Consider the following 20,873-nt stretch of genomic DNA (forward strand, 5'->3'; position numbering starts at 1 on the left):
GCCCGGGGGGGCGGGCGACCCGCGGCGCGCCACGACCGCCGCGGCACGATCTGCGGCCCGGCACCCCCGACGTCGGCTCCTTCCCGGTCTCGGCCTGGCTCCGCGCCTCCCGCCGCGCACTCGGCGAGGCCCCGTCCGCCGCCTTCGCCTATGGCGACAGCCGGGGCCGTCCGGAGCTGCGGGCCGCGCTCGCCGACTACCTGGGCCGCGCTCGCGGCGTGGACGCCGCGCCCGGCCGCATCGTCGTCACCGCCGGCTACGTCCAGGCCCTCACCCTGCTCGCCCGGGTCCTGCCGGAGGGCGCCTTCGCCCTGGAGGACCCGGGGCTGCCCTTCCACCGCGAGGCCGTCCGCTTCGCGGGCCGGGACGTGGTCCCGCTTCCGGTGGACCCCCGCGGTGCGGAACCCGCCGCCCTGCCGTCCTCCGGCGTCGCCGCGGCGGTCGTCACCCCCGCGCACCAGTACCCGACCGGCGTCACCCTCCATCCGGACCGGCGCCGCGCGCTGGTCTCCTGGGCCCGGGCGGCCGCCACGGTGGTCGTCGAGGACGACTACGACGGCGAGTTCCGGTACGACCGCCAGCCCGTCGGTGCGCTCCAGGGCACGGCCCCGGACTGCGTCGTCTACGTCGGGACGGCGTCGAAGACCCTCGCCCCGGGCGTCCGCCTGGCCTGGATGGTGCTGCCGGGCCGGCTGGTCGAGCCGGTCATGCGGGCCAAGCGCCTGACCGACTTCCAGTCGGAGGCCCTGGGGCAGCTGACGCTGGCGGAGTTCATCACCTCCCACGCGTACGACCGCCATGTGCGCGCGAGCCGCTCGCGCTACCGTCGCCGCCGGGACCTGCTGCTCTCCGCTCTGGAGGGCTACCCCCTGGAGGGCGTCGCGGCCGGTCAGCACGTGCTGCTGGGCCTTCCCGGGGGCGCGCCCGCGGAGTCCCACCTGCTGCGTCAGGCGGCCGCGCGCAGCCTGGCCTTCGGGACGCTCGGCGACCACTGGCACGACCGGTCGGCCCCGCACCGCGCCGGCCTCGTCCTCGGCTACGGGACCCCGGGGGACGGAGGCTTCCCGGCGGCCGTGACCGAGCTCGCCCGGCTGCTACGGGAGGAGACGGGCGGCCGACCTCGGTAAGAGCACGAACCTGGTTGCTCATTCATCGTTCTTTCATTCAACGCCTAAGATGACCCGCGCCCCCGGAGGGTAACGGGCGAATCGGGCGAAAAGGACGAACGTGAGCCGAGCCGGCGAGGAGACGACGCTCTCCGACTACCGGGCGGATACCGGACGCATCGTGCGGTGGTTGCCGGTGCGCAGACACCACCTGCTCCTCGTCGCGTGGACCGCGCTCTGGTTCGTGCTGGTCGTCCCGAACGGCGGCGTGTCCTGGCACTACCTGCGCCAGGGTGAGCAGTTGCTCTTCGGCGGCCGCCCCGGCGGCGGGCTCTCGCTCTACGCGACGCACCCCGAACTGCAGATCGGACCGGTCAGCCTCGCCGCGGCCCGGCTGTTCCAGCCGTTCACCCCCGCGACCGGACAGCTGCTCGCCGAGGCGGCGATGTCCGTGCTCGGGTTGGTGATGCTGACCCTGGTCGGCCGCACGGCCGCCCTCCACTACCTGGGCACCGGCACCAACCACCGTCGCCTGCAACAGCGCATTCTCGTCGCGGGGCTGGCCTTCATCCCGATGTGGATCGAGGTCTCGGTCCGCTTCGCGCACCTCGACGACGTGCTGGCGCTGTTCTTCACCACCGTGGCGGTGCACTCGCTGGCACGGGGCGGCAGTTGGGCGGTGGCCGTCTGGCTGGCGCTGGCCGTCGACGCCAAGCCGACGGCGGTCCCCTTCGCGGTGCTGCTGCTGGCGCTGCCGCGCGGCACCCGACGCGGGCCGTTCCTGCTCTTCTGCGGTCTGGTCGCCGGGGCCTGGCTGCCCTTCTACCTCGGCAACCTGGGCTCCGTCTCGGCGGCGAAGTTCGCGATCCCCAACCAGCCCGCGTCCTCGCTGCGCTGGCTCGGCGTGACCACCCCGGGCACCCCGCCGTGGGACCGGCCGGCCCAGTTCGCGCTCGGTGGCGCGCTCGGCGCGCTCGCCGTGTGGCGCGGCCGCTGGCCGGCGGTGATCCTGCTCGGCGCGAACGCGCGGATCCTGCTCGACCCGAGCACCTACACCTACTACAGCGCCTCGGTCCTGCTCGGCACGCTGCTGTGGGACGCGGTGGGCCAGCGACGCCTGGTGCCCTGGTGGAGCTGGATCGCGCTGCTGGCGCTCTACGGCGGGACGCTGTTCATCCCGGACGACCGGGCGCGGGGCCTGGTCCGCCTCGGTTTCGTGGTCCTGTCGACCTGTTACGTGCTGCTCTGGCCCGCACCCGGCAGGAAGCGGCGGGGCGGACGGCCGCGCAGGCAGCGCCTCGCCGAGACGAGCACCCTGCACACGCCCGCGCTTCCCCGGCCCCGCCGCTCGGCGGAGGGCACCCGCGCGGCGTCGTGGACGGCCCTCCCTGCGACGCACCCGCAGTGACGTTTCCGCAGCGGTGCGTCAAACCGGTGCACCGCATGCGCTCCCCCGAACGGGCCAGCGGAGCCGCTAGTCTCGATCAATGACATCGACGACTGCCCGTTCTGACGGTTCGGCAGCTCCGGACCCCGCCGGTCCGGAGGCCCTGGCACAGCGGTTCCCGCGCCTGCACGCACCGCAGTTCTGGGCCTGGGGCGGCTACGACGCCCAGTTCTCCGTCCTGCTGCCCGAGGACCGGCTCGTCACCAACGTGCACCTGATCGGCTTCGCGCCGCTCCCGGGCGGCGGCGAGGGAGCGGACGCCCACGGCGTCGTGCTCTGCCGCGACGAACGCGACCACTGGTTCCTGCCCGGCGGCACCCGCGAGCAGGACGAGAGCGTCGACGAGTGCCTCGCCCGGGAGTTGCGCGAGGAGGCGGGCGCCCGTCTGCTCGCCGCCCCGGTGTGGATCGGCGCCCACCGCTGCGTCACCGACAACCCCGTGCCCTACCGCCCGTGGCAGCCGCATCCGGAGAAGGCCTGGCTGTGGGGCTGGGGCGAGGTGGTCGTCGACTCCGACCCGACCAACCCCGAGGACGGCGAGGCGGTCGTCGAGGTTCGCGTCCTCCCGGCCCACGAGGCCCAGGAGTTGCTCGCCCATGGCCGTGACCGGTGGTGGGCGGAGCTCGTTGCCCTGGCCGTGGAGTCACGCGAGGGACGCGCACGCACTGGGGAGCGCACGCCCGGCGCGTGACGCCCCGCCGTGGGACGGCTTGCCGTGCGGAACCGTGAATGTCCCCTGTGCGTCTGTTACACCTGGTAAGCCCGATCTAGTGGGTTTATGGGCTTTGCCGCCGGACGAGAGGCGCGCGAGGGACGGGGAGCAGTGCGGTAGGACCGCGTGAGAGGAGAGGCATGACTGGGCAGTCGACGCAGCGCCAGGCGGCGAGGTCGCCGGAGCGCACCGCCCAGCCGCCGAACCAGCGCGGGCTCCAGGGCCGGAGCGACGGCCGGGCCGACGGCCACGGCCACGGGCAGGCGCACGGGCAGTCGTACTCCCCCGGTGACCGGCCCGTGCCGGAGCGCGGCGGCTCCGGACGCGGCGGCCGGCTCGCCCGGCCGCAGGCGAGCTGGGTGCTGCTGGGGCTGCCCGTCCTCGGCGCGCTGGTCGACGAGGTGTCGGGCGCGCAGCTGGGCAGCCGGTTCTTCCTGGTCTGCTCGGTGCTGGCCTCCGCCTGGGCGGCGCTGCTGGTCACCCGCCGCGGCCTGTGGTGGGTCCTGCCGAGCCCGCCGCTGGTGATCGCCGCCGTGGCCTTCCTCGACCAGGTGCTGCTGCACCGTTCGGACTTCGCCGGCGACAAGTTCGGCACCGGCGTGCTGAAGTGCGCGGTCGAGGTGTTCCCGGCCATGCTCTTCGCCCTGCTCGCGGCCTTCGCGGCGCCCGCGCTGCGGCGCGTGCTGACCCGTCACCTCGCCGGCCGCGCGGCCGGGCGCGCCGCCCAGGTACCTGTCCCGCGAAGGAGCCACCATGGCTGAGCGCCCCCAGGACCGCCCGCACGGGCGCCCTCCGGGCCGACGCCCGGTCCGCCCCGAACACCGGCCGGAACACCGCCCCGGCGACCGCGCGGTCGGACGCCGCCCCGCGACACCGCTCGTCAAGGCCGGTCGGGCGGCCCTGGCCACCGCCTCGGCGGTGGTGCTGCTCGGCAGCGGCGTCTCCTGGATCACCTACCACTCGCTGGCGGACGGTCTGAACACCTCCGACGCGCTCGGTGTGACCCAGCGTCACGCGCCGCCCAAGCTCGACAACTCCATCAACCTGCTGCTGATCGGGCTGGACAGCCGCAAGGACATGAACGGCAACGACCTGCCCAAGCAGTTCGTCGAGCAGGACCTGCACGCGGGCTCCAGCGACATCGGCGGCTACAACACCAACACGCTGATCCTGCTGCACATCCCCGCGAACGGCGGCAAGGTGCAGGCCTTCTCGATCCCGCGCGACGACTACGTCGAGACGCTCAACGGCGACGGCAGCTCCCAGGGCCACCACAAGGTCAAGGAGGCCTACGGCCTGGCCAAGGCCGCGATCGAGCCGAGGCTGAAGGCCCAGGGCCTGACCGGCGCCGCGCTGGAACAGCAGAGCCGCGAAGCCGGGCGTGAGGCGACCCTGGCCACGGTCCAGCAGTTCCTGGGCGTCCGCATCGACCACTTCGCCGAGGTCAACCTGCTCGGCTTCTACGACATCGCCAAGGTCGTCCAGCCGGTCACCGTCTGCCTCAAGCACGCCACCAAGGATCCGGCCATGGCCGGCCAGGGTTCCGGCGCCGACTTCCACGCCGGCTACAACACCCTGGACGCCGCCCAGGCCCTCTCCTTCGTCCGCCAGCGCCACAACCTCACCAACGGCGACCTCGACCGGACCCACCGTCAGCAGGCCTTCATCTCCTCGGTGATGTACAAGCTGAAGCAGGAGGGCCTCTTCGACGACCTCGGCAAGATGCAGGGCCTGCTCGGCGTGGTGAAGAAGGACGTCGTGCTGGACTCGCAGTGGAACATCCTCGACTTCGCCCAGCAGGTGCCCAACCTGACCGGCGGGAACGTCGTCTTCAACACCCTGCCGATCCAGGGCTTCGCCACCCGCAACGGCGAATCGGTCAACCTGGTCGACGAGCAGCAGATCCAGCGGATCATGCACCGCCTCACCTCCGTCGACCCGCACCCGAGCGCGGCGGCCCCCGCCGGCTCCTCCCCCGCCGCCCCCGACACCGCACCGCAGCCGGCCGGACCCGTCGCCCCCGCAACGGTGGACGTGCTGAACGCCTCCGGCATCACCGGCCTGGCCGCGCAGAAGCAGAAGGACCTCGTCGACGCCGGCTGGACGGCCGGACGCACCGGCAACGCCCCCTCCCACGCCCGCACCGTCATCCGCTACGGCTCCGGCGCGAGCGCGGCCCAGGCGGCCAGGCAGATCGCGGCGAAGCTCGGCGTCCCGGCCACCCCCGCCGCGTCCACGGGTCTGACCGCGGGCCACGTCGAGGTGCTGCTCGGCACGGACGCGGTGGGCGCGGCGCGCGCGAACACGGCCGCCGGCGGCGGCTCCGGGAGTGGCACCGGGGGCTCCACGTCGGGCGACGCGGTGTCGAGCATCCCCTTCCAGGGCGCGTCGGTGGAGATGGGCCGGGGCATCCCCTGCGTGGATTGATCCGCGTTCGGTCCCGGTTGGTGGACGATTCCGTCTCAGGACCGGCACCCGGCTAGGAGAACGGGAAACACGTAAGACACACTTGTTGTGATTGATCGCACTGTTTCCCGGTCGGGCATGATGGGGACCGAACCTCAAGCCTGCACGGCCGACTAGGAGGACCGAGTGGACGACGTTCTGCGGCGGGCACCGCTCTTCACCGCACTGGACGACGAGCAGGCCGCCGAGCTGCGTGCCTCCATGACGGAGACGACGCTGAGCCGCGGCGAGTCGCTGTTCCACGAGGGCGACCCCGGGGACCGGCTCTACGTCATCGTCGAGGGCAAGCTGAAGCTGCACCGGGCGTCGGCCGACGGCCGCGAGAACATGCTCGCGGTGGTGGGGCCGAGCGAGATGATCGGCGAGCTGTCGCTCTTCGACCCGGGCCCGCGCACCGCGACCGCCTCGGCGCTGACCGAGGTCAAGCTGCTCGGCCTCGGCCACGGCGACCTGCAGCCGTGGCTGGCGACCCGCCCCGAGGTGGCCATCGCTCTGCTGCGCGCGATCGCGCGCCGCCTGCGCCGCACCAACGACGTCATGTCGGACCTGGTCTTCTCCGACGTCCCCGGTCGTGTCGCCAAGGCCCTGCTGGACCTGTCCCGCCGGTTCGGCGTCCCCTCCGACGAGGGCATCCACGTGGTGCACGACCTCACCCAGGAGGAGCTGGCCCAGCTGGTGGGCGCGTCCCGCGAGACGGTCAACAAGGCCCTCGCCGACTTCGCCCAGCGCGGCTGGCTCCGCCTCGAGGCTCGCGCCGTCATCCTCCTCGACGTCGAACGCCTCGCCCGCCGCTCGCGCTGACGTTCAGCTGCACTGTCCAGGGGCGCGAGGAACCGCGCGAGAAACCAACCTGTGCGGATGGCCCTGATCGATGAGGACCATCCGCCCATCGGTGGCTTGTCGCGCAGTTCCTCGCGCCCCTGAGGTGTTGCCCCTACTTCTTTTCTCTCAGGTACTCCAGCTGCGCCCGCACGGACCACTCCGCCGCAGGCCACAGGGAACGGTCCACGTCCGCGTAGACGTGGGCGACGACCTCCGACGGGGTCGTGTGCCCCGCCTCGACCGCCGCGGCGACCTGCGCCAGGCGGGACTCGCGGTGGGCGAGGTAGTACTCGACCGCGCCGAGGGCGTCCTCCAGGACGGGGCCGTGGCCGGGAAGGATCGTGCGGGCCTCGCGCGTCTCCGCGAGCGCGCGGAGGCGGGTGAGGGAGTCGAGGTAGTCGCCGAGGCGGCCGTCGGGGTGGGCCACCACCGTCGTGCCGCGGCCGAGGACCGTGTCCCCGGTGAGCAGCGAGCCCTCCGCGGGAAGCGTGAAGCAGAGGGAGTCCGAGGTGTGGCCCGGCGTCCCGACGACGCGGAGCTCCAGGCCGCCGATCTGCAGGACGTCCCCGTCGGCCACGCCCTCGGAGCCCAGCCGCAGGCCCGGGTCCAGCGCGCGGACCCCGCTGCCGCTCAGCGCAGCGAACCGCGCCGCGCCCTCCGCGTGGTCCGCATGCCCGTGCGTCAGCAGCGTCGCCGCGACGCGTCGGCCCTGGGACTCCACCGCGGCCAGGACCGCGGCCAGGTGGCCCTCGTGCAGGGGGCCGGGGTCGATGACGACGGCCTCGGACGAGCCGGGCTCGGCGAGGATCCAGGTGTTGGTGCCCTCGAGCGTCATCGGGGACGGGTTCGGCGCCAGGACCAGCGTCGCCCGCTCCGTCACGACGGTGCTCACAGCTGCCCCCGCAGGGCCAGTCCCGGGTGGCCGGGCCAGCTGACCACGATCGCGCCGTCGTCCTCGATGCGGGCCTGGGCCAGGATCGGGTCGATCGAGCGGGCCTTCGCCGCGGCCAGCGCCGCGTCCGGTGTGGTGAAGGGGGTGAGCTCGCGCAGGGTGGTGATGGTCGGCGGCAGCATGAAGAACTCGCCCGCCGCGTGGTGCGCCGCGGCCTCCTCGGGGGAGATCCACACGACGCGGTCCGCCTCACCGGGGACCTCCGCCGTGCGCTGGCCCTCGGGGACGGTCGCAACGAAGAACCAGGTGTCGTAGCGGCGTTCCTCGAACTCGGGGGTGATCCAGCGGGACCACGCGCCGAGCAGATCGCTGCGCAGCACCAGGCCGCGCGAGGCGAGGAACTCACCGAAGGAGAGCTCGTGGGCCTCCAGCGCGGCGCGCGCCGCGCGCCACTCCTCGCCGGAGACGTCGGCGACGACGGAGGCCGCGTCGGGGCCGGCCAGCAGGACGCCGGACTCCTCGAAGGTCTCCCTGACCGCCGCGCAGACGATCGCGCGCGCCTCGTCGGCGGGCACGCCCAGCCGCTCGCCCCACGCCGCCGCGTCCGGACCGGCCCAGCCGAGGCCCGGCGCGCTGTCGCGCGGGTCCACCGCGCCGCCGGGGTAGGCGTACGCGCCGCCCGCGAACGCCATCGAGATGCGGCGGCGCAGCAGGTAGGCCTCCACGGCCTCGCCGTGCGCCCGCAGCAGCACCACCGTCGCCGCGCGGCGCGGCTGCACGGGGGTGAGCTCGCCGCGGGCCTGCGCCGCGATCCGGTCCGCCCAGCTCGGCGGGAGTCGATCATTCCGTCGATCACTCATGGCCGGATCGTACGGCGCAGGCTTCGAAAATCACACCGCACCCTGACGCGGTGAGCGCCTCAGCGGCGAGCGTTACGCGCGGACCCTGACCTGGATCTCGACCTCGACCGGCGCGTCCAGCGGCAGCACCGCGACGCCGACCGCGCTGCGGGCGTGCACGCCCGCGTCGCCCAGGACCTCGCCCAGCAGCTCGCTCGCGCCGTTGACGACGCCCGGCTGGCCGGTGAAGTCGGGGGCGGAGGCGACGAAGCCGACGACCTTGACGACGCGCTCGATGCGGTCCAGGTCGCCGATGACGGACTTGACGGCCGCCAGCGCGTTGATCGCGCAGATCCTCGCCTGCTCCTTGGCCTCCTCGGCGGTGACCTCGGCGCCGACCTTGCCGGTCAGCGCGAGCTTGCCGGCCACCATCGGGAGCTGACCCGAGGTGTAGACGAAGTCGCCGGTCTGCACGGCGGGGACGTAGGCCGCCAGCGGGGGGACGACCTCGGGCAGTTCCAGGCCCAGCTCGGCCAGGCGGCTCTCAACCTTGCTCATGGTTACTGCTTCTCCCGCTTCAGGTACGCCACCAGCTGCTCGGGGTTGTTCGGGCCCGGAACGACCTGGACGAGCTCCCAGCCGTCCTCGCCCCAGGTGTCCAGGATCTGCTTGGTCGCGTGCACCAGCAGCGGCACCGTCACGTATTCCCACTTGGTCATGACACGGACTCTAGCCCGTCCACCGGATGCCCATTGGTTACGCTCGACCGGACGGCAGCATTGACGTGACGCGATCGCCAGGGAGGCACGGCTCATGCCCGCAGCTCCACCTGCAGGTCCGGACTGGGAGGGCGTCCGCCTCCACGTCGTCACCGGCAAGGGAGGCACCGGCAAGACCACGGTCGCGGCGGCGCTCGCGCTGGCGCTGGCGAAGGAGGGCCGCCGGACCCTGCTCATCGAGGTCGAGGAGCGCCAGGGCATCGCGGAGCTCTTCGGCATCGCCGCGCTGCCCTACGAGGAGCGCAAGGTGGCCGCCGGCCGCGGCCACGGCGAGGTGTACGCGCTGGCCATCGACATCGAGCAGGCGCTGCTCGAGTACTTGGAGATGTTCTACAAGCTGGGCCGCGCGGGCAAGGCGCTGCGCAAGCTCGGATTCATCGACTTCGCCACGACCATCGCGCCCGGTCTGCGGGACGTGCTGCTGACGGGCAAGGCCTGCGAGGCCGTCCGCCGCCGCCGTCCGGACGGACGGCGCGTCTACGACGCGGTGGTCATGGACGCCCCGCCGACGGGCCGGGTGACCCGGTTCCTCAACATCAACACCGAGGTGGCGGGCCTGGCCAGGGTCGGGCCGATCCACAACCAGTCGCAGGCGGTCATGCGGGTGATCCAGTCCCCGGAGACGGCCGTGCACCTGGTGACGCTGCTGGAGGAGATGCCGGTGCAGGAGACCGTGGACGGCGTGTCCGACCTGCACGCGGCGAACCTGCCGGTGGGCGGGGTCTTCGTGAACATGGTCCGTCCGCCGGTGCTGGACCAGGCGGCGCTGCTGGCGGCCGAGGACGGCCACGAGGAGGAACTGGCCCTCGCGCTGACGGAGGGCGGGCTGGGCGGACGCCGCACGGCCGCGAACGGCGGCGGCCCCGGACCGACGGTGCGCAAGCTCGTCGGACCGCTGCTCGCGGAGGGCCGCGAGCACGCCGCGCGCGTCGAACTGGAGCGCGCCCAACGAGCAGACATCCAGGGGCTGCGGCTCCCCACCTACGAGCTGCCCAAGTTGTCGGGCGGTGTCGACCTCGGCGGCCTCTACCGGCTCGCCGCCGAACTGCGGACCCAGGGGGCGGCATGACGTCGACGGGCACAGCGTCACCGGAACCGTTGACCACCCGTCAACTGGACGTGGACGCGCTGCTGGACGACCCGGGGAGCCGGATCATCGTCTGCTGCGGCAGCGGCGGCGTCGGCAAGACCACCACGGCGGCGGCGCTGGGACTGCGGGCGGCCGAACGGGGCCGGAAGGTCGTGGTGCTGACGATCGACCCGGCCCGGCGGCTGGCGCAGTCGATGGGCCTCACCGAGCTCGACAACACCCCGCGCGTCGTCAAGGGCGTCACCGGGCCGGGTGAACTCCAGGCCATGATGCTGGACATGAAGCGGACCTTCGACGAGGTCGTGCTGGCCGCCGCCGACGCCGAACGGGCCCGGCAGATCATGGAGAACCCCTTCTACCAGTCCCTGTCCTCCGGCTTCGCGGGCACGCAGGAGTACATGGCGATGGAGAAGCTGGGCCAGCTCCACGCCACCGGGACGTGGGACCTCATCGTCGTCGACACCCCGCCGAGCCGCTCCGCGCTGGACTTCCTGGACGCCCCGAACCGCCTGGGCTCGTTCCTGGACGGGCGGCTGATCAAGGTGCTGACCGCTCCCGCGAAGGTGGGCGGGCGCAGCGCGATGAAGATGCTGAACGTCGGCATGACGATGTTCACCGGCGTGCTCAGCAAGGTCCTTGGTGCGACGGTGCTCCAGGACGTCTCCACGTTCGTGGCGGCCATGGACTCCATGTTCGGCGGCTTCCGCGAGCGCGCGGACCGGACGTACGCGCTGCTGCAGGCGAAGGGCACGGCGTTCCTCGTCGTGGCCGCGCCGGAGCGGGACGCGCTCCGGGAGGCGGCGTACTTCGTCGACCGCCTGGAGGCCGACCACATGCCGCTGGCCGGCCTCGTGCTCAACCGCGTGCACGGCACCGGCGCCCCCCAGCTCAGCGCGGAGCGCGCGCGGGCGGCGGCGGAGGCGCTGGACGAGGCTCCGCCCGGGGACGCGGAACAGCTGGCCGCGGGACTGCTGCGGCTGCATGCGGAGCGCATGCAGATCATCGCGAGGGAGCGCCGCATGCGCGACCGCTTCGCGTCCGTCTACCCGGACGTGCGCGTCGCCGAGGTCGCCGCCCTAGCCGGCGACGTCCACGACCTCGACGGCCTCCGCGCGGTCGGTTCCCTGCTGGCAGGCGAGTAAGCCGACGCGACCTCAGGGGCGCGAGGAACTGCGCGAGCAACCACCGGTGTGCGGGTGGCCCTGCGCGTGAGGGGCTCTACCTGCGTGGGTGCCTTGTCGCGCAGTTCCTCGCGCCCCTGGGGTGGTGCAACTGCGGGTCTCAGCCCGCTTCGGCGAAGTCCACGGCGACGACCGCGTAAGCCTGCTCGTACTCGCTGCGCGCGGTCTCCAGCAGGCGGCGCCACGAGACGACCGTCGGGCGCCGACGCAGCAGCGCTCTGCGCTCCCGCTCGGTCATGCCCCCCCAGACACCGAACTCGACACGGTTGTCCAGAGCGTCAGCCAAGCACTCGGTCCGCACCGGGCATCCGGTGCACACCGCCTTCGCGCGGTTCTGTGCCGCCCCCTGGACGAACAGTTCGTCCGGATCACTGGTGCGGCAGGCGGCCTGCGCACTCCAGTCCTCAACCCAGCTCATGCTGGCGCCGTCCTCTCCCGAATCGAGGCTCCCCCACGGCGGCAACGGCGAATATGCCGTTGCCAGTTGAGGACGTTACGGAAGAAGTGCGCGTTGCAACAGCCCCTTGGGGCCCAATCCTTATGGCCCATTTGGACTATGCGTGCCCGGGAGGTCACCCGTTGGAGTGATCGCAGGTCGTCGGCCGCTTCGGGCTTCGGGTGCCCGTTCTGGCGTTACCGCCCGCCCATCCGCCTGGCATATGCCAGGCATTCCCCCGCGATTCGGTCATCTCTCATCACCCACAAGAGTGAATCAAGAGGGCGCACAGCAAGTTGTCGCACGCTTGTGACAAGAGTAGGCGAACACCTGGCCAGCTGTCCGAGGAACGCCGCGTAAGGTGCTCCCATGGCAGCGAAGCGCAAGGTGACCCCACTCCGGCAGATCTCGCTCGGCGCCCGACTTCTGGGTGCGAGCGTGCTGGCCGGTGGCCTGGTGGCCGGCCTGGCCCTGCCGGCCGTGGGAGCGCTGGGGCTGGGGGCGAAGTCGGCTGTCAACGACTTCAACAACCTCCCGGCCGACTTCACCCAGCCGCCGCTGTCCCAGGCCTCGTACATCTACGACGACGAGAACAACGTCATCGCCAAGGTGTACTCGCGCGACCGCACCGTCGTCAGCGAGAGCCAGATCGCGCCCGCGATGCGCCAGGCGCTGGTCGACATCGAGGACAACCGCTTCTACCAGCACGGCGCCGTCGACCTGCGCGGCATGCTGCGCGCGCTGACCAACAACGGCGGCGGCGGCGCCACCCAGGGCGGCTCGACGCTGACCCAGCAGTACGTCAAGAACGTCTTCGTCGAGGAGGCGGGCAACGACCAGGCGAAGGTGCTGGAGGCACAGCGGCAGACCGTCGGCCGCAAGATCCAGGAACTGAAGTACGCGATCAAGGTCGAGGAGACCCTGACCAAGGACCAGATCCTGACCAACTACCTCAACATCACCTTCTTCGGCGAGCAGGCCTACGGCGTCGAGGCCGCCTCCGAGCGGTACTTCGGCGTACACGCGAGCCAGCTGAAGGTGCAGCAGGCGGCGCTGCTGGGCGGCATGGTCCAGTCGCCCACCTACTACGACCCGATCGTCTACCCGGACGTCGCGCTCAAGCGCCGCAACACCGTCCTGGAGAAGATGGCCGAGTACGGCTCGATCACCGCCGCGCAGGCCAAGGCCGCCGAGGCGACGCCGCTGGGGCTGAACCCGCACAAGCCCCAGGAGGGCTGCATCACCGCGAACCACAACGGTGAGGCCTTCTTCTGCGACTACGTCGAGCACGTGATCCTCAAGGACCCGGCCTTCGGCAAGACGCAGTCCGACCGGCAGGCACTGTGGGACCAGGGCGGTCTGCAGATCCACACCACGCTGGACCCGAAGGCGCAGGCGGCGCTGAACAGGTCGGTGACCTCCCACGTCTACGCGGGCGACAAGGCGGCCGCCGCGATGTCGATGGTGCAGCCGGGCACCGGCAAGATCCTCGCCATGGGCCAGAGCCGCCCGTACGGCGTGGGGCCGCAGGCCGACATCACGACGATCAACTACAACGTCGACGCGACGATGGGCGGCGGCTTCGGCTTCCAGACCGGTTCGACGTTCAAGCCCATCACCGCCGCCGCGGCGCTGGACCAGGGTCTGAACATGAGCACCACCTACCCGTCGCCCTACTCCGCCGACTACCCGTCGATGACGGACTGCAGCGGCAACACCCTCGCGCCGGTCCCGAACGACCACAACGACAGCCACAGCCTGGTCGGCCCCTACAACATGGCCAAGGCCATGGCGCTGTCGGTCAACACCTACTTCGTCTCCCTGGAGCAGGCCACGGGCCTGTGCAACGTCGCCACCATGGCGAACAAGCTGGGCCTCAAGAGCCAGGCGTCGGAGTACAAGACGCCCGGCCAGCTCGACCCGCTCCAGGTGGTCCAGTCGATGACCCTGGGCACCAACGACATCGCCCCGCTGCAGATGGCCGCGGTGTACGCGTCCTTCGCCGCCCGCGGCGTGTACTGCAGCCCGACCGCGATCACCTCGGTGACCACCGCGGACCACAGGACGCTGGCGGTGCCGACGGCCAACTGCCAGCAGGCGATGCAGCAGGGCACGGCGGACGCCATCAACTCGATGCTGGCGGGCGTGGTCAACGACGGTACCGGTGCGGTGGACGCCTTCCGGGACGGCCGCCCCAGCGCCGGCAAGACGGGTACCACCGACAAGAGCGCCAGCGTCTGGTTCATCGGCTACACCCCGGAGATCGCCGCGGCGACCGTCGTCTCCGACACCGCGAAGCTGGAGCCGCTCGACGACGGCCAGCTGATCGGCGGCAGCGCGGTCCCCTACAACACGGCCTTCGGTAGCACGCTGGCCGGCCCGATCTGGCGTCAGGCGATGACCGACGCGCTGGCCGGCGTCCCGCAGAGCAACTTCACCACGGTTCCGCTGCCGGACTCCCCGAACCCGTCCAACGACGGAAAGGGCGCGAAGGGCGGCAACACCGGCAAGGGTGGGAAGCACGGCAAGAACGGCGGGGCCACCGGCAACACGGTCCTCGGCGCCACCGGCTTCGTCGGCATCGCCGGCGGCAACAACGGAGGAGCCGGGGGTGGCGGCGGCGCCGGCGGTCCGGGCGGGATCATCGGCCACTGAGAGCACGACGACGCGTCAGGGGCGCGGGGCTGCGAGAGCCCCGCGCCCCTGACGCGTTCGTGTGCGGTGGCGCTTCGGCTAGCCGTTCAGCGCCTGCTTGACGGCGGCGGCGACGCGGCCGCCCTCGGCGAGGCCCTTGACCTTCGGGTTGACGATCTTCATGACCGCGCCCATCGCCCGAGGCCCCTCCGCGCCGGACGCAGCGGCCTCGGAGACCGCGGCGGCGACGATCGCGGCGAGCTCCTCGTCGCTCAGCTGCTTCGGCAGGTATTCGGCGAGCAGCTCGCCCTCGGCGCGCTCGCGCGCGGCGGAGTCCGTGCGACCGCCCTGCTCGAAGGCCTCCGCCGCCTCACGCCGCTTCTTCGCCTCACGGGTGATGACCTGCAGCACCTCCTCGTCGCTGAGCTCGCGCGCGGTCTTGCCGGCCACCTCCTCCTTGGTGATGGCGGCGAGGGTGAGCCGGATCGTGCCGGAGCGGAGGTCGTCGCGGGCCCGGATCGCGGCGGTGAGGTCCTCCTGGAGCTGCTGCTTGAGCGTGGTGGTCATGGGGCAAGTCTGACACCTGGGCCCGGCCCGCCGCCCGGATTAACGTGCGACGAGCCGAGCACGGTCCCCGGCGGTCGCGCTGTTGGGACCGATGACCGCCCCGTCGTACCGGGCGTCTCGGGGCGTCTGCCACCATGGACGGATGCGCACCCGATACGCCGCTCCGCTGAAGGCCCTTGGAGTCACCGCCGCCGTCGGCGCGGCCTGCGTCGGCTACGCCGCCGCGTACGAGGTGCGCTCGTTCCGGCTGCGACGGATCGAGGTCCCGGTGCTGCCGCCGGGGGCGAAGCCCATGCGGGTGCTGCAGGTGTCCGACATCCACATGGTGAACGGGCAGCGCAAGAAGCAGATCTGGCTGCGCGGCCTGGCGGCGCTCCGCCCGGACCTGGTGATCAACACCGGCGACAACCTCTCCGACCCGGAGGCGGTGCCGCAGACGCTCGACGCGCTCGGCCCGCTGCTCGACTTCCCCGGCGCGTACGTCTTCGGCTCCAACGACTACTACGGCCCGCAGCCCAAGAGCCCCACCCGCTACCTGACCGCGATGCTCAGCGGCAACCACGGCATGAACAACGCCGACGGCTCCGCGCGGCGCGGCATCAAGGGCGCGATCCACAACCCGTGGACGGAGCTGCGCGACGGCTTCGACGCGGCGGGCTGGCTCGACCTCACCAACCGGCGCGGCGGTCTCAAGGTCAACGACGTCGAGCTGGAGCTGACGGGTCTGGACGACCCGCACATCCGCCGTGACCGCTACGCGGCGGTGGCGGGCGGCCCCTCCCCGGACGCCGACGTCTCCTTCGGCGTCGTCCACGCCCCCTACCTACGCGTCCTGGACGCCTTCACCGCGGACGACTACCCGCTGATCCTCGCCGGGCACACGCACGGCGGACAGCTCTGCGTCCCCTTCTACGGCGCGCTGGTCACCAACTGCGACATCGACCGCGGGCGGGTCAAGGGCCTCTCCACGCACGCGGCGGGCGGCCGCCGCAGCTTCCTGCACGTCTCCGCGGGCTGCGGCACCAACCGCTACACCCCGGTCCGCTTCGCCTGCCCGCCGGAGGCGACCCTGCTCACGCTGCGCCCCCGGGCCCGGGCCTGAGAGCGGCGGGGGTCAGACCTCGTACGCCCCGTCGATCGCGCCGATGTCGACGCCGTCGAGACCGAGTGCCCTACGGTTCCTGACGCCCGCGACCGACTCCTCCAACGCGCCCGTCAGCCAGTTGTGCTGACGGGAGGTCTCGTCTGCGACGCGCAGCAGCCGTCCCACCGCGGGTGAGCGGTTCTCGCGGCGCGTGACCAGATGGACCTCGATGAACGCGGCCGGCGTCACCGGGAGCCAGAGCAGCCCGCTCGGCAGGCCGATGCGGCCGGAGTAGCCGACCATCGTGACGGCCGCGCCGGAGGCGACCGGGGTGTAGGAGGCGTCGAAGTCGAGGCCCCGGTAGAGCACCTCGGGGCGCGCGCCGGCCCGGGCGCAGATCTCCATGATCTCGTCGTAGTGGCCGGGGTTGTGGGTGCGCGGGTGGAGCAGCAGCTTGAGACCGTCCAGTGCGGCGGGGTCGATCGACTCGGCGTCGTCCGCGGCGAGCGGGTGCTCGCTGCTGATCACGATGCCCTGGCGCTCACGGCGCAGCAGCGTCAGCTCGACGTCGTCCGGCAACGCCTCGGGCTGCGCGGAGCGGACCAGGCCGACGTCCAGGGTTCCGGCGGCGACGGAGTCGATGATGTCCGCGAAGGCCATCACCCGCGCGGAGACCTCGATGCCGGGGGCCTCCTCGCCCATCGCGAGCAGCAGCTGCGGCGCGGTCTCGTACCCGGCGCTCATGCCGTAGCCGAGGCTGACGCTGCCCATCCGCCCGTCCGCGAAGGCGCGGACCCCGCGCCAGAGGCTGTCCGCCGCCTCCAGGAGCGCGGGCCCGCGCTCCAGCAGCATCCGGCCGGCCTCGGTCGGCTCGACCTTGTGCGTCGTGCGCACGAGCAGCTCGACGCCGAGCTCGCGCTCCAGCTCGCGCACCTGCCGGCTCAGCGCAGGCTGCGCGATGTGCAGGCGCTCGGCGGCACGGGTGAAGTTCCGTTCCTCGGCGACGGCCAGGAAGTACCGCAGGCGGCGCAGCTCGGACATGCGTCCATCTTAGGAGCCCGGTCATGCCGGTACGGCATGAAGGGACCGGGCAGTCTCACGAACAGCCGCTGAACGAGGGTGCCCACGTCGCACCCTGCGGAATCGGATTTCGTGCCTGGGCAGGTGGTCCGCTACAGTAATGCTCGTTGCACCGGGGTGTAGCGCAGCTTGGTAGCGCGCTTCGTTCGGGACGAAGAGGCCGTGGGTTCAAATCCCGCCACCCCGACTGGTGAAACCGCGAGTAGGGCGGGCTCCTGTCAAGGAGCCCGCCCTACTGCTTTGGCATCGCATCGTCCCGTCGGAAGCAGCCCGCCGGGTCCGGTAGAGTTCGTGTCGTTGCACCGGGGTGTAGCGCAGCTTGGTAGCGCGCTTCGTTCGGGACGAAGAGGCCGTGGGTTCAAATCCCGCCACCCCGACTTCGCAAAGGCCGGAGGCCCTGTCGATCCACGTCGACAGGGCCTCCGGCTTTTTCACGCCTTCCGCGCCTCGATCAGGTGGCGGGTGGAGTGGGCGAGGAAGAGGCCGTCGCGGCGGATCTCGGCGTCCAGGGCGCGAAGCCGGTCGAGGCACTTCCCGGTGGAGAAGTCCGGGACGGTCCAGAAGACCTTGCGCAGGAAGTAGACGACCGCGCCGATGTCGTAGAACTCCATGCGCAGGCGTGCGGTGCGCAGGTCGACGACCTCCAGGCCGACGGCGCGGGCCTCGGCCGTCTCCACATCCGGATGGCGGTCCTCACCGGAGGTGGGCCAGGGGCCGAGGAAGTACTCGGTGAGCTCCAGGGAGGTCGCCGGCCCGACGTGCTGGGCGAAGTAGGTGCCGCCCGGGCGCAGGACACGGGAGATCTCGTCCCACGGGGTGGAGGCCGGATGGCGGGAGGTGACCAGGTCGAAGGCGCCGTCGGCGAAGGGGAACGTGCGCTCGTCCGGGGTGGCGACGACCACGACGCCGCGGGGGTGGAGCAGGTCGGTGGCCTTGGCCCGGTTCGGGGGCCAGGCCTCCGTGGCCGCCATCGTCGGCGGATAGCTGTCGGTGGCCCCGGCGAGGACCTCGCCGCCGCCGGTCTGGACGTCGAGCGCGGACCGCACGCCGCGGAGGCGCTCGCCGAGCAGGTGCTGGTATCCCCACGGGGGCCGTTCCTCGGTCGCGCGGCCGTCGAGCCAGGAGAAGTCCCAGCCGTCGACGGAGACGGAGTCGGCCTCGCCGATGAGGTCGTCGAAGGTGCGGGCGGAGTGGTCCATGATCGGGAGTATGACCCCGGCGGCGCGCCACGCGCGCGCGAAATACGGCCCGGGGCCGGTGGGGAGGGGGCAGGATCGAGCGGGGACGAACGGCTGAGCCCAGTCCAGCCCAGCCAGCCCAGCCCAGCGGAGGGAGCGGAGCCCATGGCCGACCGCACGGTCGCCGAGCAGATGATCACCGTCCTGCGCCAGGCAGGCGTGCGCCGCGTCTACGGGGTGGTCGGGGACAGCCTGAACCCCGTCGTCGACGCCATCCGGCGCAGCGAGGGTGCACTCGAGTGGATCCACGTCCGCAACGAGGAGGCCGGGGCGTTCGCCGCGGCGGCGGAGGCGGAGACCACCGGTCGGCTCGCCGTCTGCGCCGGCTCCTGCGGACCGGGCAACACGCACCTGATCCAGGGCCTCTACGACGCGCACCGCTCCCGGGTGCCGGTGCTGGGCCTCGCCTCGCACATCCCCTCCACCCAGATCGGCACGGACTTCTTCCAGGAGACGCATCCCGAGCGGGTCTTCGTGGACTGCTCGGGCTACTGCGAGATGGTGAGCACGCCCGGCCAGCTGCCGCGGGTGCTGCGCACGGCGGTGCAGCACGCCCTCGGGGCGGGCGGAGTGTCGGTCGTGGCGTTCCCCGGCGACGTCGCGGCGCTGCCCGTCGCGCGGCCGACGGGCGTGAGCGCGTTCCTGCAGCCGGACCAGCGGGCGACCGCCGTACCGGCGCAGGCCCAGGTGGAGGCGCTGGCCGAGGCGATCAACGCGGCCAGCAAGCCCGTGCTGTTCGCGGGCGCGGGCGTGCGCGGCGCGCATGCCGAGGTGATGCGGCTGGCGGCGACGATCCAGGCCCCGATCGGCCACTCGCTGCGCGGCAAGGAGTGGATCCAGTTCGACAACCCCTACGACGTGGGCATGAGCGGCCTGCTCGGCTACGGCGCCTGCCACGACGCGCTGCACGAGGCGGATCTGGTGCTGCTGCTCGGCACCGACTTCCCCTACGACTCGTTCCTGCCGGGCCGCCACACCGTCCAGATCGACCACGACCCGACCCGCTTCGGGCGGCGCACGCCGCTGGACCTGGCCGTCCACGGCGACGTGGCGGCCACGCTGCGTGCCGTGCAGCCGCTGGTGAAGCCACGTCAGGACCGGTCCTTCCTGGAGGAGATGCTGCGTCGGCACGGCGCGGCGCTGGAACGGGTCGTCGGCGCCTACACGAAGAACATCGAGCACCACACCCCGATCCACCCCGAGTACGTCGCCGCGATCCTCGACGACGTGGCCTCGGACGACGCGATCTTCACCGTCGACACGGGCATGAACAACGTCTGGGCCGCCCGCTACCTCACACCGAACGGACGACGCCGCGTCATCGGCTCCTTTCTGCACGGCTCGATGGCGAACGCGCTGCCGCACGCGATCGGCGCACAGCTGGCTCACCCGGATCGCCAGGTCGTGGCGCTGGCGGGCGACGGCGGGCTCGGCATGCTGATGGGCGAGCTGCTGACGCTGAGGAAGTACGCGAAGCGGGCTCCGGTCAAGGTCGTGGTGTTCAACAACGGCGCGCTCGGAATGATCAAGCTGGAGATGATGGTCAGCGGCTACCCCGAGTACGAGATCGACAACGGCGACGTCGACTACGCCGCGATCGCCCGCGCCTGCGGCATCCACGGCGTGCGCGTCACCAGGCCGACGGAGGTCGGCGCGGCCCTCGCCGAGGCCTTGGCCGTCCCCGGCCCGGCGCTGGTCGACGTGGTCACCGACCCGAACGCCCTCTCCCTCCCGCCGACCATCACCGCCGCCCAGCTCAAGGGCTTCGCCCTGGCCGCAGGCCGGACCGTGCTGGACGGCGGCGTCGGCAAGATGATCGACCTGGCGCGCAGCAACCTGCGGAACATCCCGCGGCCGTGACCGGCGGTTCAGCAGTAGGTGAGCGGGCAGTTGCGGCGCAGTGAGTGCTGCGCCGCACGCAGGTGGAGCGCGACATGGAAGGCCGCTGCGAGGTCCGCGCTCCAGGGGCCAGGGTGCGCGGCAGCGTGCTCACGCGCCGGGCCGTCCCCGAACCAGAGCGTCAGCTCGAGGTTGTCGGACGTCGCGGGTATGGCGTCCGTCGGCAGAGCCAGCACGGCCGCCAGGCGCTCCGCCAGCGCCAGCACCTGCGGGGCGCCGGACACCAGCGCGTCGTCCGTGTAGGCGGTGGGCACCGGCAGCTCGACGGAGTGCTCCAGGCTGCACGGAACCAGGACCGACCAGTCGGACAGCGTGCGGGTCTGCTCGGGTGTCAGATGCTCGTCACACAGGGCGACGAAACCGTCCATCGGCGTGGACAGCTTCTCCTCGAAGGACAGCCCTGAGCCGCGCACGAACTCCGCCTCCGCGGGCACAGAGTCGTACGGCGGCAGCCCGCGTCGGGCCAGCTCGCCGTTCAGGGCTGCGGCGAGCTCGCCGAGGCCGCCCTCACCCTCGCCGAACCACTCGTCCGCGGCGACGCTCACCAGATAGATGCCCATGGCTCGGAAGCTACCTCGCGGCACTGACAACGCGGGGCAGC

General features: G+C 72.2%; 20 protein-coding genes and 2 tRNA genes. 13 read left to right on the forward strand and 9 right to left on the reverse strand.

Annotated features, from left to right (window positions below; all coding sequences use genetic code 11):
* From TR49_RS21545 to TR49_RS21570, 6 genes are all read left to right on the forward strand, one after another.
* Nucleotides 1–1,127 (forward strand): aminotransferase-like domain-containing protein (locus tag TR49_RS21545; RefSeq protein ID WP_052434508.1); only part of this gene is annotated, 1,127 nt, incomplete at its 5' end.
* Nucleotides 1,128–1,227: 100 nt separating this feature from the next.
* The gene (locus TR49_RS21550) at nt 1,228–2,514 is read left to right on the forward strand and encodes a hypothetical protein (protein ID WP_042383894.1); all 1,287 of its coding nucleotides are present in this window, start codon (nt 1,228–1,230) and stop codon (nt 2,512–2,514) included.
* A 79-nt stretch (nt 2,515–2,593) separates the two neighbouring features.
* Nucleotides 2,594–3,244: an NUDIX domain-containing protein gene (locus TR49_RS21555; RefSeq protein ID WP_084725183.1), complete on the forward strand. Its 651-nt coding sequence runs from the start codon at nt 2,594–2,596 to the stop codon at nt 3,242–3,244.
* Between the two features lie 161 nt (nt 3,245–3,405).
* On the forward strand, nt 3,406–4,026 hold the full coding sequence (locus TR49_RS40225) for a DUF6542 domain-containing protein (RefSeq protein WP_052434509.1): 621 nt from the start codon (nt 3,406–3,408) through the stop codon (nt 4,024–4,026).
* On the forward strand, nt 4,019–5,692 hold the full coding sequence (locus TR49_RS21565) for an LCP family protein (RefSeq protein WP_084725185.1): 1,674 nt from the start codon (nt 4,019–4,021) through the stop codon (nt 5,690–5,692). The genes TR49_RS40225 and TR49_RS21565 overlap by 8 nt, the downstream gene beginning before the upstream one ends.
* Before the next feature lie 165 nt (nt 5,693–5,857).
* Entirely contained in the window at nt 5,858–6,532 is a 675-nt protein-coding gene (locus tag TR49_RS21570) for a Crp/Fnr family transcriptional regulator (protein WP_042373640.1), read from the forward strand.
* A gap of 133 nt (nt 6,533–6,665) precedes the next feature.
* Here the strand turns inward: TR49_RS21570 and TR49_RS21575 are convergent, their stop codons facing one another.
* From TR49_RS21575 to sp36, 4 genes are all read right to left on the reverse strand, one after another.
* Nucleotides 6,666–7,388 (reverse strand): MBL fold metallo-hydrolase, encoded by a 723-nt coding sequence (locus TR49_RS21575; RefSeq protein WP_084725209.1) that lies wholly within the window; start codon nt 7,386–7,388, stop codon nt 6,666–6,668.
* Between the two features lie 53 nt (nt 7,389–7,441).
* Nucleotides 7,442–8,305: an NUDIX hydrolase gene (locus TR49_RS21580; protein ID WP_042383895.1), complete on the reverse strand. Its 864-nt coding sequence runs from the start codon at nt 8,303–8,305 to the stop codon at nt 7,442–7,444.
* Nucleotides 8,306–8,377: 72 nt separating this feature from the next.
* Entirely contained in the window at nt 8,378–8,842 is a 465-nt protein-coding gene (locus TR49_RS21585; RefSeq protein ID WP_042383896.1) for a RidA family protein, read from the reverse strand.
* Nucleotides 8,843–8,844: 2 nt separating this feature from the next.
* Nucleotides 8,845–9,003 (reverse strand): Sp36 family protein, encoded by a 159-nt coding sequence (gene sp36 / locus TR49_RS43000; protein WP_143094391.1) that lies wholly within the window; start codon nt 9,001–9,003, stop codon nt 8,845–8,847.
* 94 nt (nt 9,004–9,097) lie between these two features.
* Here sp36 and bagA point away from each other — a divergent pair, with 94 nt between their 5' ends.
* The gene (bagA, locus tag TR49_RS21590) at nt 9,098–10,132 is read left to right on the forward strand and encodes an ATPase BagA (RefSeq protein WP_042383898.1); all 1,035 of its coding nucleotides are present in this window, start codon (nt 9,098–9,100) and stop codon (nt 10,130–10,132) included.
* Nucleotides 10,129–11,295: an ATPase BagB gene (gene bagB, locus TR49_RS21595; RefSeq protein WP_042383900.1), complete on the forward strand. Its 1,167-nt coding sequence runs from the start codon at nt 10,129–10,131 to the stop codon at nt 11,293–11,295. Before bagA ends, bagB begins: the two co-directional genes overlap by 4 nt.
* A gap of 139 nt (nt 11,296–11,434) precedes the next feature.
* On the opposite strand, the gene TR49_RS21600 is transcribed toward bagB, so the two are convergent.
* Nucleotides 11,435–11,752, reverse strand: a complete 318-nt coding sequence (locus tag TR49_RS21600) for a WhiB family transcriptional regulator (protein ID WP_042373630.1) — start codon at nt 11,750–11,752, stop codon at nt 11,435–11,437.
* 387 nt (nt 11,753–12,139) lie between these two features.
* Between TR49_RS21600 and TR49_RS21605 the strand changes: the two genes are divergently transcribed.
* On the forward strand, nt 12,140–14,425 hold the full coding sequence (locus TR49_RS21605) for a transglycosylase domain-containing protein (protein ID WP_042383902.1): 2,286 nt from the start codon (nt 12,140–12,142) through the stop codon (nt 14,423–14,425).
* 78 nt (nt 14,426–14,503) lie between these two features.
* Here TR49_RS21605 and TR49_RS21610 read toward each other — a convergent pair whose 3' ends face one another.
* Complete coding sequence (locus TR49_RS21610; protein ID WP_042383904.1) at nt 14,504–14,971, reverse strand: GatB/YqeY domain-containing protein; 468 nt, start codon at nt 14,969–14,971, stop codon at nt 14,504–14,506.
* A 142-nt stretch (nt 14,972–15,113) separates the two neighbouring features.
* Here TR49_RS21610 and TR49_RS21615 point away from each other — a divergent pair, with 142 nt between their 5' ends.
* Nucleotides 15,114–16,073, forward strand: a complete 960-nt coding sequence (locus TR49_RS21615; RefSeq protein WP_042383905.1) for a metallophosphoesterase — start codon at nt 15,114–15,116, stop codon at nt 16,071–16,073.
* A 12-nt stretch (nt 16,074–16,085) separates the two neighbouring features.
* On the opposite strand, the gene TR49_RS21620 is transcribed toward TR49_RS21615, so the two are convergent.
* Nucleotides 16,086–17,096: a LysR family transcriptional regulator gene (locus tag TR49_RS21620; protein ID WP_052434510.1), complete on the reverse strand. Its 1,011-nt coding sequence runs from the start codon at nt 17,094–17,096 to the stop codon at nt 16,086–16,088.
* 152 nt (nt 17,097–17,248) lie between these two features.
* Between TR49_RS21620 and TR49_RS21625 the strand changes: the two genes are divergently transcribed.
* Together TR49_RS21625 and TR49_RS21630 are read left to right on the forward strand one after the other, a co-directional pair.
* A tRNA-Pro gene (locus tag TR49_RS21625) sits at nt 17,249–17,322 on the forward strand.
* 116 nt (nt 17,323–17,438) lie between these two features.
* Nucleotides 17,439–17,512 (forward strand) — tRNA-Pro (locus TR49_RS21630).
* A 54-nt stretch (nt 17,513–17,566) separates the two neighbouring features.
* On the opposite strand, the gene TR49_RS21635 is transcribed toward TR49_RS21630, so the two are convergent.
* Nucleotides 17,567–18,334, reverse strand: coding sequence for a methyltransferase domain-containing protein (locus TR49_RS21635; RefSeq protein WP_042383906.1), 768 nt, complete (start codon nt 18,332–18,334; stop codon nt 17,567–17,569).
* 144 nt (nt 18,335–18,478) lie between these two features.
* On the opposite strand from TR49_RS21635, the gene TR49_RS21640 reads away from it, so the two are divergent.
* On the forward strand, nt 18,479–20,233 hold the full coding sequence (locus tag TR49_RS21640) for a pyruvate dehydrogenase (RefSeq protein WP_042383908.1): 1,755 nt from the start codon (nt 18,479–18,481) through the stop codon (nt 20,231–20,233).
* 8 nt (nt 20,234–20,241) lie between these two features.
* Here TR49_RS21640 and TR49_RS21645 read toward each other — a convergent pair whose 3' ends face one another.
* Nucleotides 20,242–20,832 carry a hypothetical protein gene (locus TR49_RS21645; RefSeq protein WP_042383910.1) on the reverse strand — a complete coding sequence of 197 codons (591 nt, stop codon included), beginning with the start codon at nt 20,830–20,832 and terminating at the stop codon, nt 20,242–20,244.
* Nucleotides 20,833–20,873 lie beyond the last annotated feature (41 nt).

Source organism: Streptacidiphilus melanogenes (assembly GCF_000787835.1).
Taxonomy (GTDB): domain Bacteria; phylum Actinomycetota; class Actinomycetes; order Streptomycetales; family Streptomycetaceae; genus Streptacidiphilus; species Streptacidiphilus melanogenes.